This window comes from Streptomyces sp. NPDC056222 (assembly GCF_042264065.1).
In the GTDB taxonomy this organism is placed as follows: domain Bacteria; phylum Actinomycetota; class Actinomycetes; order Streptomycetales; family Streptomycetaceae; genus Streptomyces.
Window position 1 is genome coordinate 1 of record NZ_JBHJTL010000136.1, and the last position, 15,649, is coordinate 15,649.

A 15,649-nucleotide genomic window follows, 5' to 3' on the forward strand; every position below is an offset into this window, starting at 1 on the left:
ACACACCCACCAATTCCCGGGGCCTGTTTCTTTTTTTATTATTCTCCTGGGGGGGGCGGGGGGGGGCGGGGCATCCTTCTTGCGGGTGTGGGGGGGGCCCGGGGGGCCCCGGGGCCCCACCGCCCTTTCTGGGTGACCGGGCTGCTGTCCCCTGCCGTCCGGTCACGCGCGCTGGGGCGAGGTCCCACGACGTACTTGCGGTACGTCACACGCCCCAGCGAAGCCACGCGTGGTTTTTTCGGGCCCGCCCCTGGCTGGCACGGACAACGGGACCAACGAAGGGGTGCGGGAGCCGGTCACGCGCCGTACGGGTGAGAGCGGGCCCGAACTCAGATGCGGTGACGCACTCGGATACGCGAGCGCACGTCGGTCCGCGAGCGCGCATGTCAGCGGCGGGAACGCGCCCCGGTCCGCGAGCGCGCAGGTACTGAACGCACTCCGGTCCACACGCTCAGATGCGGCCCCGGCACAGCTCCAGCATCGTCATCGCCAGCGCCGTACCCGGCTTGCCCAGCGCGTCCCTGTAGTGGCCGAGCACCTCCATCTCGCGGGCGAGGTTCACGCGGCGGCCCCCCGAGCCGATCCGGGCCTCCTGGATCACGGCCGAGACGGCCATCCGTTCCTGGATCAGGCCGATGATCCGGTCGTCGAGGGCGTCGATGCGCTCGCGGGCGTCGCCGATGAGCGCGGCGGCCTCGTCGGTGCGGGCGCCGGTCTTCTCGGTGTGGGTCATGGCGGTCATGGTGGGGCTCCTCGGGGTGTCGTTGTCGGATGCCCCGGAGCGACATGGCCCGGAAACGACAGAACGCCCCGGGCCTTGTCGGCCCGGGGCGCCTGGGAAGTCGCTTGTCAGCTAAGCAACACGACCATGGCAGCCGGTCGGGCCGGTGCCATAGGTAAAGACGAAGGTCGTGAGCGTGCGCATGGCGACAGTATGGACCCCCGCCCGGGGGCCGGGCCAAACCGGGTTCGGATGGTGAGACGAAAAGCGACTCCGGCGCGCCGGTAGAATCGACAAATAGCCCCCTTCGGGGGACCCCCTCCCTACCGCCGGAAGGCCGCCGTAGTGTCATCAGCGACTCCCGCTGCCGCGCCCGACGTCACCAACCCGGACGTAGTCCTCGTTGTCGACTTCGGCGCCCAGTACGCCCAGCTCATCGCCCGACGCGTCCGTGAGGCGCGGGTCTACAGCGAGATCGTCCCGTCCACCATGCCGGTGGCCGAGATGCTGGCCAAGAACCCGAAGGCGATCATCCTCTCCGGCGGCCCGTCCTCCGTGTACGCGGAAGGCGCCCCGCGTCTCGACCGCGCGCTCTTCGAGGCCGATGTCCCCGTCTTCGGCATGTGCTACGGCTTCCAGCTGATGGCGACGACCCTCGGTGGCACCGTCGACAACACGGGCGCCCGTGAGTACGGCCGTACGCCGCTGCACGTCTCCAAGGCCGGATCGACCCTCTTCGAGGGCACCCCGACCGAGCAGTCCGTGTGGATGTCGCACGGCGACGCCTGCTCCGCCGCCCCCGAGGGCTTCACCGTCACCGCCTCCACGGACGTCGTGCCGGTCGCCGCCTTCGAGAACGACGAGAAGAAGCTGTACGGCGTCCAGTACCACCCCGAGGTGCTGCACTCCACGCACGGCCAGCAGATTCTGGAGCACTTCCTCTACCGGGGTGCCGGCATCGAGCCGACCTGGACCACCGGCAACGTCATCGACGAGCAGGTCGCGGCCATCCGCGAGCAGGTCGGCAACAAGCGCGCCATCTGCGGTCTGTCCGGTGGTGTCGACTCCGCCGTGGCCGCCGCGCTCGTGCAGAAGGCCATCGGCTCGCAGCTGACCTGCGTCTACGTCGACCACGGTCTGATGCGCAAGAACGAGACCGAGCAGGTCGAGAAGGACTTCGTCGCCTCGACCGGCGTCAACCTGAAGGTCGTCGACGCGCAGGAGCGCTTCCTCGCCGCACTCGCCGGGGTCTCCGACCCCGAGGAGAAGCGGAAGATCATCGGGCGTGAGTTCATCCGCGTCTTCGAGCAGGCGCAGGCCGAGATCGTCGCCGAGTCGGCGGGCACCGGCGAGGACGTCGCGTTCCTCGTCCAGGGCACGCTCTACCCGGACATCGTCGAGTCCGGCGGCGGCACCGGCACCGCGAACATCAAGTCCCACCACAACGTGGGCGGCCTCCCCGAGGACCTGGAGTTCGAGCTCGTCGAGCCGCTGCGCCAGCTCTTCAAGGACGAGGTCCGCATGGTCGGCCAGGAGCTCGGCCTGCCGGAGGAGATCGTCCAGCGCCAGCCGTTCCCCGGCCCCGGCCTCGGTATCCGTATCGTCGGCGAGGTCACCAGGGAGCGCCTGGACCTGCTGCGCGAGGCCGACGCCATCGCCCGCGAGGAGCTGACGGCGGCCGGTCTCGACCGCGACATCTGGCAGTGCCCCGTCGTGCTGCTCGCCGATGTGCGCTCGGTGGGCGTGCAGGGCGACGGCCGTACCTACGGCCACCCGATCGTCCTGCGCCCCGTCTCCTCCGAGGACGCCATGACGGCGGACTGGACCCGGATGCCGTACGACGTCCTGGCGAAGATCTCGACCCGGATCACCAACGAGGTCGCCGATGTGAACCGTGTGGTACTCGATGTGACGAGCAAGCCGCCGGGCACCATCGAGTGGGAGTAGTACCTCCGGTAGCTCCCGTACGCGTGTGAAGCCGCCGCCCCCACCATCCGGGGGCGGCGGTTTCGTCGTGTTCGGTGTCTTCGGCGTCTCGGCGTCTTCGGTGTGTGATCTCTCTGGTCAGTTGCACGGTCCGGCGTTACCTTCCCGCGCATGAGCGAGACACCGGCCCCCGTACCCGCCGATCGGCTCCATGTCGCGATGCCTCCCGTCCACGGGACCGTCGAGGAGGAGCGGACGTACCGCAAGCAGAGACTCGCGGGCGCGCTCAGACTCTTCGGACGGTTCGGGTACGAGGAGGGCGTCTCCGGTCATGTCACCGCCCGGGACCCCGAGTACGCCGACTGTTTCTGGGTGAACCCCTTCGGCGCGCCCTTCGACGAGCTGACCGCGAGCGACCTCGTCCTGGTCAACGGCGACGGGCAGGTCGTGCTCGGCGGCGCACCCGTCAATCAGGCCGCCTTCGCCGTCCACGCCGAGGTCCACCGGGCCCGGCCCGATGTCGTCGCCGTCGCGCACAGCCACTCCATCCACGGGCGGGCGCTCGCGGCCCTCGGCGAGCTGATCGAGCCGATCACCCAGGAGGCCTGCGGTTTCTACCAGGACCACGCGCTCTACGACGCGTACACCGGGGTGGCTGTCGACCGGGAGGAAGGGCGGCGGATCGCCGCGGCCCTCGGCCCGTACAAGGCGATCGTGCTGCGCAACCACGGGCTGCTGACCGTCGGGTCCTCGGTCGACGCGGCCGCCTGGTGGTTCATCGCGATGGAGCGGTGCGCCCAGGTGCAGCTGGCCGCGCGGGCCGCGGGCAAGCCGGTGCAGATCGGCCACCGGGAGGCGGTGGCCACCCGTGAACAGCTCGGCACCGACCTCGCCGCGTGGATCAACTACCAGCCGCTGTGGCGCAGGATCAGCCGTTCGGAGCCCGAACTGCTGTCGTAGAACATGGTCGTGACGTGCCTTAACTGTCCTTACGTCAATGTGATGACGGTTCAATCACTCTCGCGCGGGGCGCTCGGAGCAGTCGAGAGGCTCCCCGGTGCGACACAATTCCCTGGACTCAACGGCCAGTTGACGGACGAATCGGGAAGTGAACACCGTGGCGGTGCAAGAGGCGAGACAGTGCGGTGACCACGCGGGGTGCGCAGAGGGCGGGCGCGCGGGTCACCGACGTGCTGTCGCCGCCTTCCTCGCCCGACGGGACGAGCTCGCCGCCGGCCACGGGGTGCCCGCGGCCCTCGCGCACTCGCCCGTCGCGTCCCGGCAGTGGGTCTCCGACGAACTCGCCCAGTCGGCCCGTACCGTCGCCGCGCGCGACCGTGAGGCCGGCGACGCGTGGCTCCGGCGGGTCCGCCGCGCCACCCTCGGCGCCGTGTGGGGTGCGGTCCTCGCCCTGCTCCTCGGGCAGGCGCTCACCGCGATCGGCGCGGGCTGGACCGGCGCGCGCACGGCCGGCCTGGTCGCCGCGCTCCTCCTCGCCGTCCCGCTGACCGGCGCGGCCCACGCCCACCGAGCGCGCGGCGGGGTCCTCGCCCCGCTGATCGGGGAGGACAACCGGCTCTCCACCTCCCGCGCGGTCGCGGCCGGCTGGCTGCTCTTCGCCGTTTACGCCGTGCTCTTCCTCGCCCTGCGCCTGGTCACCGGCGCCGACCGGACCGGCCTCGGAATCTCCCACGGCGCCGGGCTGCTGACCGTCTTCGCCCTGACGTCGGCGGTCGCCGTCGCCACCCGCCGGATCGTGTGGGTACGGGTCATGGGGCAGCGCCTGCAGAAGGTCCGCGCCGACCGCCCCCGCGCCGCCGACCTCGTCTGCGACGACAACGGACGCGCCTGCCCCACGGACCTCGCGTACGTCCTGGTGTCCGGCGCCGTCCTCGTCCTCGGCGCCGTGCGGCTCGGGCGCGAACCCGACCGGCTGCCCGGCCTGCCCTGGTCCCTGGTCCTCCTGGTCGCCGTGGCGGCGGCGGGCTGTCTCGCCGCGAAGTGCGTCGAGGGCGGGCGGCCGGCCCTCTTCTCCGTCGTCCGCTCGCGCGAGGCGGGCGATCTGGACGCACCGATCCGTACCGGCGACGACATCGAGATCCGGGGGGCCGGTTTCGTCCCGGCCGGTGCCGCAGGACCGGACCCGTTGACCCGACTGGTCGTGCGCATCGGATCCGTCCACGCGCACGTCCCGCTGGTCCCCGTGCCGGGTGGCTTCGCCAACCCGACGGACACATCCCTGACCGTCCCGCTCCCCGTGGACGTGGAGCCGGGGCGGGTCGAGGTGTGGGTGGTGACGGCCTCGGGATTGGAGACCAACCGGGTCACGATCGACGTCGTCGACTGAGCCGATCGGGCTCGCCTGAACTCCCCACGTGTTCCTCGCGTATCCCCATACAGGGGGTCCGAGGACAATCGGTTCTGCGGACGGACAGTGGCGCGGGAGAGGCAGGCCGACGATGTCAGAACGAATGCACAGGACGACCGGGACGTACGGGAACGGCGGGCACGGCCGATCCGGTCGGCTCGCCGGCTGGAAGGAGACCGGCTCGCGGTACGCCCTGCTGCCGCTGAGGCTCTTCCTCGGAGTCACCTTCATCTACGCCGGGATCGACAAACTCACCGACTCCGCCTTCATGTCCGACACCGGCAGCGGGTCCATCGGCGAGATGATGCGCGGCGTCCGGGACACCTCGGCCATCCCGGCCATGGTGGACATGGCCCTCAACAACCCCGTCGGATTCGGCTACGCCATCGCGTTCGGTGAACTCGCCGTCGGCATCGGGACGCTGGTGGGCCTGTTCGCCCGGCTGGCCGCGCTCGGCGGGGCGCTGATCTCCCTGAGCCTGTGGCTGACGGTGAGCTGGCAGGTCAACCCGTACTACTACGGGAACGACCTCGCCTATCTGATGTCCTGGCTGCCGCTCGTGCTCGCCGGTGCCGCGTACTTCTCGCTCGACGCCGTTCTCGGCGAGCGACGGCGCACCCGGTAGGCGACCCAGGTCACCAGGGCGGCCGTCCCCAGGCCGCCGAAGAGGACCGGGACCACCTCGTACCACGGGGTGGTCCAGGCGCCCGAGGCGTCGCCCGCGTACATCACGGTGAGCGCAAGGGCTGTGGCGCCGGCGATCAGCCGGCCGGGACGGAACTCATGAAGCAGCACGGGTGACCTCCACCTGTCCGAGACCGACCTCCAGCGAGAGGTCGACCGTGCCCGCCGGGGTGGTGCCCTTCGGCGGGGCGAGCGTCCGGGTCACGTCGCGGTCGGGCGCGATGTCGATGTCGCCGGGGGCCTGCTGCGGCAGCTGGAGATCGCCCAGACCCACCTGGGCCCGCAGCTTCACCGTGACGTCCTTCGGGACGATCACCTCGAGCTTTCCGGCCCCGACCTCGGCCTCGGTGCCGACCGTCTTCCCGGCGGGGACCGTGAGACGGGAAAGATCGAGCGTGCCGACGCCCGTGCCCAGTTCGTAGCGCGGCTGTACGGCGGCGACCGACTCGGGCTGCCAGGTCGTACGGACCCACTCCGTGGAGATCTCCTTCGGCAGCGCCGCCGCCACCGCGAGCAGGCCCGCGGTCACCACGGTCAGGAAGATCGTGCCGAACCCGGTCCGGCCCAGGAAGCTGCTGATCACCAGGCCGAGGCCGAACACGCCCAGAGCGGCGACCAGCCCGATCTGCAGGGCCGTGCCGAGCGGATTCGTGTCCCAGGACAGGCCTGTGCCCAGGCCGCCGGCCAGCAGCGCGAGCAGAAAGACCGGGCCGCCGATGGAGCGCGGCCCGCGCCGGACCGCCGAGGCGGTGGGCCGTCGGCCGGCGGCCGGTCCGTCCGTGCCCCACTGGCTGCCGGGCACCGGGATCTCGCCGTTCTCGAGCCGACCGTCCTTGTCCACCACGCCGTGCGGGCCCCAGAGATAGCCGACGGCGATCCTGCCGGTCGAGCCGTCCTTGACTATGGGGTCCTTCCACCAGGACGGGAACTCCACCAGCGGTGGAGCCTTCGCCTCCGGCGGCGCCTCCGCGACGGCCTGCGCCGTAGCCGCGTCCATCCGGCCCTCGGCATCACCGCCGACCGCCTGCATGCGCCGCTGGGACCAGACCGCCGCCCCGCACACCGCTATCGACAGCATCATCGCGAACGCCAGCGTCCCGCCGTTCCCGAGCATCGAGAGGAAGACGCCGCAGCCCACCAGCGCCATCAGCACGGCCGCGAGCGCCGCGCCGTCGACCCGGCCGGAGAGCAGCCTGCGGCCCTCGTTCTCCTCCTCGCCCGCGAGCGGGAGGAGCAGCCACGCGAAGCCGTAGAAGATCAGCCCGATGCCGCCGGTCACGGACAGCACGCCCACCGCGATCCGGAAGATCACCGGATCGAGATCGAAGTGCCGGCCGAGGCCGCCGCACACACCGGCCACGACCTTGTGCCGCCGCGAGCGCCGCAGGGGCGCGACGGGCGGGGCCTCCGCCGACGGCGGGGCCTCGTGGTGAGAAGGCGTCGAACTCGTCATGCGTCCATGGTGAGCCCCGGTGCCCCGCCGCGGCACCGGGGCCGACCCTGGCGCGACCCTGATATTCCGCGGGCGGTCCACCCCGAGAACCTCCTAGGGGCGGCGTCCTAGGGGCGATCTCAGGGCAGACCCTGATGTCCACGCCCGACCGGACGTGTGACGATCGGTTCATGCCCGCAACCGCCCGTGTCACCGAGACCGACGAACCGCCCGTGCGCAAGCTCTATCGGAGCGCCGACGGCCGGTGGCTCGGCGGTGTCGCGCGCGGCCTCGCGGGACATCTGGGGCTGCCCGTCGTCTGGGTCCGCGCCCTGTTCGCGGCCCTGCTCCTCGCGGACGGCCTCGGCGCCCTGCTGTACGCGGTCTTCTGGATCGTCGTCCCGCTCGGTGTCGGCGGCCGCTCCACGCCCCGGCCCGTCTTCGAGACCACCGCCGACGGTCGGCGCAGGCTGCGCAAGCCGGACCGCGGCCAGGTCTTCGCGCTCATCGCGCTCGCCATCGGCGCCGCGATCTTCGCGGGGAACATCGACTGGGGCAATCGGACCGACCGCTATGTCTGGCCGACGCTCCTGATCGGTGTCGGCGTGGTGCTCGTCTGGCGGCAGGCGGACAACGCCCGCCGGGCCAGCTGGACCGAGACCGGCCGCCGCCGGCGCACCCTGCAACTCGCCCGCGGCTTCGCCGGAGTCGCCCTGGTCGGCATGGGACTGGCCGTCTTCATGGTGGTCCGCGGCTCCGCGGCCCAGCTGGGCACGGCACTGACCGCCGCGATAGCCGTGCTCACCGGTATCGCCCTGCTCGCCGGGCCCTGGCTGGTGCGGATGTCGCAGGACCTCTCCGAGGAGCGGACCATGCGTATCCGCGCCCAGGAGCGTGCCGAGGTCGCGGCCCATGTCCATGACTCCGTGCTCCACACACTCACCCTGATCCAGCGGAACGCGGACGAGCCCGGCGAGGTGCGCCGACTCGCCCGCGCCCAGGAGCGGGAACTGCGGAACTGGCTGTACAGGCCGGAGGGCACGGGCAAGGACGAGGGGGAGGAGCCCGAGACCCTAGGCGAGGCGGTCAAGCGGGCCGCCGCCGAGGTCGAGGACAAGCACGGTGTCCCGCTGGAGGTCGTCGTCGTGGGGGACTGCCCGCTCGACGAGAAACTGGTCGCACAGATGCAGGCCGCGCGCGAGGCGATGGTGAACGCCGCGAAGTACGGTGGCGAGGGCGGGGCGGTGCAGGTCTACGCGGAGGTGGAGGGCCGTTCGGTCTTCGTCTCCGTGCGGGACCGGGGGCCCGGCTTCGACCTCGATTCCGTACCCGCCGACCGGATGGGCGTACGAGAATCGATCATCGGCCGGATGCAGCGCAACGGCGGTTCGGCACGCCTGCGGTCGGTGCCGGGCGGAGGCACCGAAGTGGAGCTTGAGATGGAGAGGGCGGACGCATGAGCGACGAGACCGGAACCGGGACGACGGGGGCGGAGACCGTGGAGCGCCGGGTACGGGTCGTGCTCGTCGACGACCACCGGATGTTCCGCACGGGCGTGCAGGCCGAGATCGGCAGGACCGACGTGACCGGGGTCGAGGTGGTCGGCGAGGCCGCCGACGTCGACCAGGCGGTCACGGTGATCACCGCCACCCGCCCCGAGGTCGTCCTGCTCGACGTGCACCTGCCGGGCGGCGGCGGAGTCGAGGTGCTGCGCCGCTGCGCGAGCCTGATGTCGGCGCCCGAGGACCCGGTACGGTTCCTTGCCCTCTCGGTCTCCGACGCGGCGGAGGACGTGATCGGCGTGATCCGGGGCGGCGCCCGCGGCTACGTCACCAAGACGATCACCGGCACCGACCTGGTCGACTCGATCTTCCGCGTCCAGGAGGGCGACGCGGTGTTCTCCCCCCGCCTGGCCGGCTTCGTGCTCGACGCCTTCGCCTCCACCGACGCCCCGCCGGTGGACGAGGACCTCGACCGGCTCACCCAGCGGGAACGCGAGGTGCTGCGGCTGATCGCCCGTGGGTACGCGTACAAGGAGATCGCCAAGCAGCTCTACATCTCGGTGAAGACGGTCGAGTCGCATGTCTCGGCGGTCCTGCGCAAGCTCCAGCTGTCCAACCGCCACGAGCTGACCCGCTGGGCGACCGCCCGCCGACTGGTCTGAGGCGCGAACAGCTCTGGAGGGTGTCTTGCCGATCAGGCCGGGCTCGCGGCGTGATCGGCAAGACACCCACTAGGAGCCCGCCTTCTTCGTGGCTTCCTCGGCGAGTCGGCGCTTGGCCTCGCTCCAGTCGATCGGGAGTCGCTCCACCGGCACCTCCCAGAAGATGAAGGTGGAGTCGCGCATCGTCGCGCGCAGACCGCTCATGATCGAGCGGTGGGGCTCGGCCCGGGCGTAGGCGTAGAGGGCGTCGCGGTCCTCCCAGGCCGAGAGGGTGTAGAAGGTCCGCTTCAGTGGCTGGGCGATCAACGAGGCGCCCAGGGCGCCCGGCGCCGACTTCACCTGGCGCCAGGCGCTGAGCGATCGAAGGAAGAACCGGGGCACGTCCTTCAGGGAGCGCACCTCGAAGCGGGAGGCCATGATCTGCGCCTCGGTGCCGGCGCGGGCCTGATTCGGGATGGTCCAGGGGAGCGTGGGCATGGCGTGTCCTCTCCACGATTGGATAGTGGCACTACCTATAGTAGATAGCGCCACTATCCAAAGGTCAAGGGATTGCCGCCCTCACACCACCCGTGTCGCCCCCGCGAACGGCATCTCGTCGATCGGCGCGACCCGGATCGGAGCGCCCGGCCGGGGCGCGTGGATCATCTGCCCGCCGCCGATGTACAACCCGACATGGCTGATGCCCGAGTAGAAGAACACCAGGTCACCCGGGGCCAGTTCGGAGCGCGACACCCGCTGCCCGGAGTTGATCTGCGTGTATGTCGTGCGGGGCAGCGACACCCCGGCCGAGCGCCAGGCCGCCTGCGTCAGGCCCGAGCAGTCGTACCCCGACGGGCCCGTCGCCCCCCACACGTACGGCTTGCCGAGCTGGTCCCTGGCGAAGGAGATCGCCTGAGCGGCCCGCCCGTTCGGCGCCGTCACCGGGCCGCGCGCCTCGCCGGCCCGGTCGGCCCGGGCCCCCGCCTCGGCGAAACCTCCGGAGCCGTCGCCGCCCCGTCCCGAGCCGGTCGCCGCCGCGTCGTACCGAGCCCGCTCCTCCGCGGTCAGCCGGGCCAGCAGGGTCCGCGCCTCGTCGAGCTTGCCCTGCACGGCCGTCTTCTGCCGCCGCAGCTCGGCCTCGTGGCCGCGCAACCGCGTCAGCCGCTCCGTCGACTCGGCGCGCAGCTGCGCGATCCCGGTGAGCTCACGCCGTACCGAGGTGATCGCCGTCGCCTGCCGCTCCCCGGCCTTCTCCGCGAGCGCGGCGCGCGCCAGGTACTCGTCCGGGTCGGAGGTCAGGGCGAGCTGTACGGCGGGATCGAGGCCGCCGGAACGGTACTGAGCGGCGGCCGTCGAGCCGAGGGTGTCACGGGCGGTGTTGAGGCGCTCGGTCCTGCGGGCGGCCTCGTCGCGCAGCCGGTCGAGCGCGCCCCGCGCCTCGTCCACCTTCTCCTTCACCCCGTTGTACTTCTCGGTGGCCACCTCGGCCTCCTGGTACAGCCGGTCGACCTTCGCCTTCACCTGCGCGGGGGTGAGCCTGGGCTCGGCCTGCCCGGATCCCTCGAAGAGTGTCGCCGTGGCCGCGGAGGCGAGGGCGAGCGTGGCGGCGGTCCGTGCCGCCTGGCCACCGAGGGGTGGGTTCCTGGGCTTGCGGTGAGCTGCCACGAGGGCGGGTCACATCCTCTCCCGGTGGGGGTCGATGCCCACCGGGTCCGGCGATGGACCGCACAGGGGAGACGGCCCACCGCCGGATTCTCGGCGGGGGCGGCCGACTGCCGCCGGAAGAACCGACGGTGGTGGGGAGCCGGCCACCTGGAGGAGGACGCTAAACCTCGGTGTGACGGCAGGGCGGGGAGTTGACCGCTATTGGCGCCAGTTGGCGCTCCGGGACCGTTCGCTTCCCGGATGGGCGGCGGGTGGGTGCCCTGATCCGGCCCGCCCGTGACCGATGCGCCGGACCGGCTGGACCCGGCCGAACAGCGGTGCTACGGCCCGGTTAGGCTCCGCCCCATGGACGTACTCATCAATGTCTTCGTCGCCCTGCACATCATCGGAATCGCCTCGCTCCTCGGCGGATTCCTCACCCAGATGAAGGCGATGGGCGCGGGTACGGCCCGCTTCGTGCCGGCCATGCTGCACGGCGCGCTGACGATGCTGGTCACCGGTGTCGCTCTGGTCGGCCTCAACCAGGCGGACGACCAGGCCGTCAACAACGTGAAGATCGGCATCAAGATGGCGGTCCTCGTCGTCATCCTCGCCCTCGTGTACGTGAAGCGGGACGAGGAGAACGTCTCCAAGGGTGTCTTCGGCGCGGTCGGCGGCCTGACCGTGGCCAACATCTTCATAGCCACGCTCTGGACGTGACGAAGCCGGCTCCGGACGTGACGAAGCGGGCTCCGGACGTCATGGAGCCGGCTTCGGACCCGGCGAGGCCGGCTCAGGCCGGGCGGACGCTCCCGTAGATCGGCATGTAGTAGATCGATTCCTCGCGGACGTTGGCACCCGGCTTCGGCGCGTGGATCATCTTGCCGCCGCCGATGTACAGGCCGACGTGGCTGATGTCGTCGTAGAAGAAGACGAGATCGCCGGGGAGCAGATCCGCCGTCGCGACCCGGGTCCCCACCTCCACCTGGTCCCAGGTGGTACGCGGCAGGTCGACGCCGGCGGACTTCCAGGCCGCCTGCGTCAGCCCCGAGCAGTCGTACGAGCTCGGGCCGGTCGCGCCCCACACGTACGGCTTGCCGATCTGTTGCCGGGCGAACGCCAGGGCCTTCTCCGCCTTCGCCGCGTACGTCGAGCCGCTCGTCCCGCCGGTCGCCGGCGGCTCGGGCGTGTCCTTGGCCGCCTCCTCCTGCCTGCGCCGCTCGGCCTCCGCGGCCGCCTCGGCCGCCGCAGCGGCCTCGGCCTTCGCCCGCTCCTCCGCCTTGCGCCGCGCCTCGGCCTGGCGCTTGCGCTCCAGCTCCGCGAGCCGGGCCTTCTCCTCGGCCGTCAGCCGGGCCAGCAGGGTCCGGGCCTCCGCGAGCTTCCCCTGGACGTTCTGCTTGCTCGTGCGCAGCGTCGCCTGCGAGTCGGTGAGGCTCTCCAGGCTCTTCGTCGCCTCCGCCCGCTGCTTCGCCGCCTCGGCGCGCTTCTCCTCGTAGTCCGCCACCGCGCTGTGCTGCCGCTCGGACAGCCGGTCCATGAGGTGGGTCTGGTCGAAGTACGACTGCGGGCTGTCGGCGAAGATCAGCGCGGCGGTCGGGCCGACGGCCCCCGTCCGGTACTGGGCCGCCGCGTACGAGCCGAGCGCGCGGCGGGACTCGTTGATCGAGTCCGTCCGCTTGGCCACGTCGTCGAGGATCCGGTCGACCTTGCGGCGCTGCTGGTCGGTGGCCTCCTTGGCCCGGTTGTACTCCTGCGTCGCCGTGCCGGCCTGCCGGTAGAGGTCGTCGACCTTCTTCTGGATCTCCTCCACCGTCGGCTTCGGCGGGGCGGGGGCGGCCTGGGCGCTCTGCGTGGACAGCAGTGTTACGGAGGCTATGGCGGCCGTCGTGACCCCGACGGCGGGGGAGTGCGGACGTGTGCTGCGCGGCTTGCGATGGGACGCCAAGACCGGCATCTCCTTCCGTGGCCGCCGACATGTGCAGGCCCAACTGGCTGGAGACAGGACCGGGTTCGGCGTGGGCTGCCCGCTCGGCGCGATTCGCCGCCGGAGGGGACGGGCTGCTTGGGCGAGCACGCTAGCCAATTCGTGGGGGCGCTGTGAAGGCCGATGTTCGATATGCCCGATACATTTTCGTGACCTGAAGCGGACTGTCACCCTCCGTAAGAATCCGGTCACTTCGGGAGGTGGCAGCGGGCTGTCAGTGCGGCGGCCTAGACTCGTTAGGCGATGAGCAGCCTCTTTGACGACAGCTTCCTGGCGAGCCTCCAGAACCACTCCTCGGAGGAGCCTCCGCCCCCGCCCGAGGACGACGAGCACCACCCGCACGGCGCCCCGGCCGCGGAGGAGGTCCCGCACGACCTCTTCGAGGGGCGCTTCGACGCGCCTCCGGCCAGGGACGCGTACTACCGCGACGGAGCCGCCCGCCCCCTCGTGGACGCCGCCGCGCTCCTGGAAGGGCTGAACGAACAGCAGCGCGCCGCCGTCGTCCACACCGACACCCCGCTGCTCATCGTCGCGGGCGCCGGCTCCGGCAAGACCCGGGTGCTCACCCACCGCATCGCCCACCTCCTGGCCACCCGGCACGTCCACCCCGGCCAGATACTGGCGATCACCTTCACCAACAAGGCCGCCGGCGAGATGAAGGAGCGCGTCGAGCACCTCGTGGGCCCGCGCGCCAACGCCATGTGGGTCATGACGTTCCACAGCGCCTGCGTCCGCATCCTGCGCCGCGAGTCGAAGAAGCTCGGCTTCACCTCGTCGTTCTCGATCTACGACGCCGCCGACTCCAAGCGCCTGATGGCGCTGGTCTGCCGCGACCTGGACCTCGATCCGAAGAAGTTCCCGCCGAAGTCCTTCAGCGCCAAGATCTCGAACCTGAAGAACGAGCTGATCGACGAGGAGACCTTCGCCGACCAGGCGGTCGACGGCTTCGAGAAGACGCTCGCCGAGGCGTACCGGATGTACCAGGCGCGGCTGCGCGAGGCCAATGCCCTGGACTTCGACGACATCATCATGACGACGGTCCACCTGCTCCAGGCGTTCCCCGACGTCGCCGAGCACTACCGCCGCCGCTTCCGCCACGTCCTCGTCGACGAGTACCAGGACACCAACCACGCCCAGTACACGCTCGTGCGGGAGCTGGTCGGCACCGGTTACGAGGACCTGGAGCCGGCCGAACTGTGCGTCGTCGGTGACGCGGACCAGTCGATCTACGCCTTCCGCGGCGCGACCATCCGCAACATCCTCCAGTTCGAGGAGGACTACCCGAACGCGACGACGATCCTGCTGGAGCAGAACTACCGCTCGACGCAGACGATCCTCTCCGCCGCCAACGCCGTCATCGAGCGCAACGAGTCCCGCCGCCCCAAGAACCTGTGGACCAACGCGGGCGCGGGCGCGCAGATCACCGGCTACGTCGCCGACACCGAGCACGACGAGGCCCAGTTCGTCGCCGACGAGATCGACCGGCTCACGGACGCGGGTGACGCGAAGGCCGGCGACGTCGCCGTCTTCTACCGGACCAACGCCCAGTCCCGGGTCTTCGAAGAGATCTTCATCCGCGTCGGCCTGCCCTACAAGGTCGTCGGGGGCGTGCGCTTCTACGAGCGCAAGGAGGTCCGCGACGTCCTCGCCTACCTGCGCGTCCTCGCCAACCCCGAGGACAACGTCCCGCTGCGCCGCATCCTGAACGTGCCCAAGCGCGGCATCGGGGAGCGCGCCGAGGCGATGATCGACGCCCTCTCCCTCCGGGAGAAGATCACCTTCCCGCAGGCGCTGAAGCGGGTCGACGAGGCGTACGGCATGGCGGCCCGCTCCGCCAACGCCGTCAAGCGCTTCAACGCCCTCATGGAGGAGCTCCGTACGGTCGTCGACTCCGGCGCCGGCCCGGCGGTCGTCCTCGAGGCCGTCCTGGAGCGGACGGGCTACCTCGCCGAGCTGCAGGCCTCCACCGACCCGCAGGACGAGACCCGGATCGAGAACCTCCAGGAACTGGCCGCCGTGGCCCTGGAGTTCGAGCAGGAGCGCGGTGAGGAGGAGACCGGCACCCTGGCCGAGTTCCTGGAGAAGGTCGCGCTCGTCGCCGACTCCGACCAGATCCCCGACGAGGACGAGGAGGGGTCCGGAGTCATCACGCTGATGACGCTGCATACCGCCAAGGGCCTCGAGTTCCCGGTGGTGTTCCTGACCGGCATGGAGGACGGCGTCTTCCCGCACATGCGCGCGCTCGGCCAGGCCAAGGAGCTGGAGGAGGAGCGCCGGCTGGCGTACGTGGGCATCACGCGCGCCCGCGAGCGGTTGTATCTGACCCGCTCCTCGATGCGCAGCGCCTGGGGCCAGCCGTCGTACAACCCGGCCTCGCGTTTCCTGGAGGAGATCCCGGCGACGTATCTGGAATGGAAGCGGACCGGCCCCATGGTCAAGCCCGCCGGGCCGACCTCGGGGATCACCTCCTCGCTCTCCTCCTCCCGCGCGCGCTCGGGCCCCTCGGGCTTCGCCACCCGCCGCGCCACCGACAAGCCGGTGATCGCGCTCCAGGTCGGCGACCGGGTCACGCACGACCAGTTCGGCCTCGGCACGGTCATGCAGGTGACGGGCGTCGGCGCCGACGCGCAGGCGACGATCGACTTCGGCGACGAGAAGCCCAAGCGGCTGCTGCTGCGGTACGCGCCGGTCGAGAAGCTGTAGAGACCGACGACAGGAGAGGGGCCCCGGCCGACGGCCGGGGGCCG

13 protein-coding genes are annotated in these 15,649 nt (G+C 71.2%); 8 read left to right on the forward strand and 5 right to left on the reverse strand.

Translation table 11 applies throughout. From position 1 onward, the window contains the following. Window positions 1-451: 451 nt before the first annotated feature. Entirely contained in the window at window positions 452-742 is a 291-nt protein-coding gene (locus ACFC0D_RS35905; protein WP_329117023.1) for a chorismate mutase, read from the reverse strand. A 324-nt stretch (window positions 743-1,066) separates the two neighbouring features. On the opposite strand from ACFC0D_RS35905, the gene guaA reads away from it, so the two are divergent. The 4 genes from guaA (at window position 1,067) to ACFC0D_RS35925 (ending at window position 5,640) form a co-directional block, all read left to right on the forward strand. After that, window positions 1,067-2,668: a glutamine-hydrolyzing GMP synthase gene (gene guaA / locus ACFC0D_RS35910; protein WP_376445562.1), complete on the forward strand. Its 1,602-nt coding sequence runs from the start codon at window positions 1,067-1,069 to the stop codon at window positions 2,666-2,668. 150 nt (window positions 2,669-2,818) lie between these two features. Further along, entirely contained in the window at window positions 2,819-3,607 is a 789-nt protein-coding gene (locus ACFC0D_RS35915) for a class II aldolase/adducin family protein (protein ID WP_376445565.1), read from the forward strand. A gap of 148 nt (window positions 3,608-3,755) precedes the next feature. Beyond that, window positions 3,756-4,994: a hypothetical protein gene (locus tag ACFC0D_RS35920; RefSeq protein WP_376445568.1), complete on the forward strand. Its 1,239-nt coding sequence runs from the start codon at window positions 3,756-3,758 to the stop codon at window positions 4,992-4,994. 124 nt (window positions 4,995-5,118) lie between these two features. After that, window positions 5,119-5,640, forward strand: a complete 522-nt coding sequence (locus ACFC0D_RS35925) for a DoxX family protein (RefSeq protein WP_376445571.1) — start codon at window positions 5,119-5,121, stop codon at window positions 5,638-5,640. Between the two features lie 156 nt (window positions 5,641-5,796). Here the strand turns inward: ACFC0D_RS35925 and ACFC0D_RS35930 are convergent, their stop codons facing one another. Further along, window positions 5,797-7,152 carry a PspC domain-containing protein gene (locus ACFC0D_RS35930; RefSeq protein ID WP_376445574.1) on the reverse strand — a complete coding sequence of 452 codons (1,356 nt, stop codon included), beginning with the start codon at window positions 7,150-7,152 and terminating at the stop codon, window positions 5,797-5,799. 170 nt (window positions 7,153-7,322) lie between these two features. On the opposite strand from ACFC0D_RS35930, the gene ACFC0D_RS35935 reads away from it, so the two are divergent. Then, window positions 7,323-8,591, forward strand: a complete 1,269-nt coding sequence (locus ACFC0D_RS35935) for a PspC domain-containing protein (RefSeq protein WP_376445576.1) — start codon at window positions 7,323-7,325, stop codon at window positions 8,589-8,591. After that, window positions 8,588-9,295 carry a LuxR C-terminal-related transcriptional regulator gene (locus ACFC0D_RS35940; RefSeq protein ID WP_376445579.1) on the forward strand — a complete coding sequence of 236 codons (708 nt, stop codon included), beginning with the start codon at window positions 8,588-8,590 and terminating at the stop codon, window positions 9,293-9,295. The genes ACFC0D_RS35935 and ACFC0D_RS35940 overlap by 4 nt, the downstream gene beginning before the upstream one ends. Window positions 9,296-9,364: 69 nt before the next feature. Here ACFC0D_RS35940 and ACFC0D_RS35945 read toward each other — a convergent pair whose 3' ends face one another. Together ACFC0D_RS35945 and ACFC0D_RS35950 are read right to left on the reverse strand one after the other, a co-directional pair. After that, window positions 9,365-9,772 carry a DUF3291 domain-containing protein gene (locus ACFC0D_RS35945; RefSeq protein WP_376445582.1) on the reverse strand — a complete coding sequence of 136 codons (408 nt, stop codon included), beginning with the start codon at window positions 9,770-9,772 and terminating at the stop codon, window positions 9,365-9,367. Between the two features lie 81 nt (window positions 9,773-9,853). Then, a complete protein-coding gene (locus tag ACFC0D_RS35950) occupies window positions 9,854-10,939 on the reverse strand; it encodes an NlpC/P60 family protein (protein WP_376445585.1) in 1,086 nt (361 codons plus the stop codon). A gap of 345 nt (window positions 10,940-11,284) precedes the next feature. On the opposite strand from ACFC0D_RS35950, the gene ACFC0D_RS35955 reads away from it, so the two are divergent. Beyond that, window positions 11,285-11,638, forward strand: coding sequence for a hypothetical protein (locus ACFC0D_RS35955; protein WP_376445588.1), 354 nt, complete (start codon window positions 11,285-11,287; stop codon window positions 11,636-11,638). Between the two features lie 73 nt (window positions 11,639-11,711). On the opposite strand, the gene ACFC0D_RS35960 is transcribed toward ACFC0D_RS35955, so the two are convergent. Continuing rightward, window positions 11,712-12,872, reverse strand: a complete 1,161-nt coding sequence (locus ACFC0D_RS35960; RefSeq protein WP_376445589.1) for an NlpC/P60 family protein — start codon at window positions 12,870-12,872, stop codon at window positions 11,712-11,714. A 273-nt stretch (window positions 12,873-13,145) separates the two neighbouring features. On the opposite strand from ACFC0D_RS35960, the gene pcrA reads away from it, so the two are divergent. Next, window positions 13,146-15,605 carry a DNA helicase PcrA gene (gene pcrA / locus ACFC0D_RS35965; protein WP_376445593.1) on the forward strand — a complete coding sequence of 820 codons (2,460 nt, stop codon included), beginning with the start codon at window positions 13,146-13,148 and terminating at the stop codon, window positions 15,603-15,605. Window positions 15,606-15,649 lie beyond the last annotated feature (44 nt).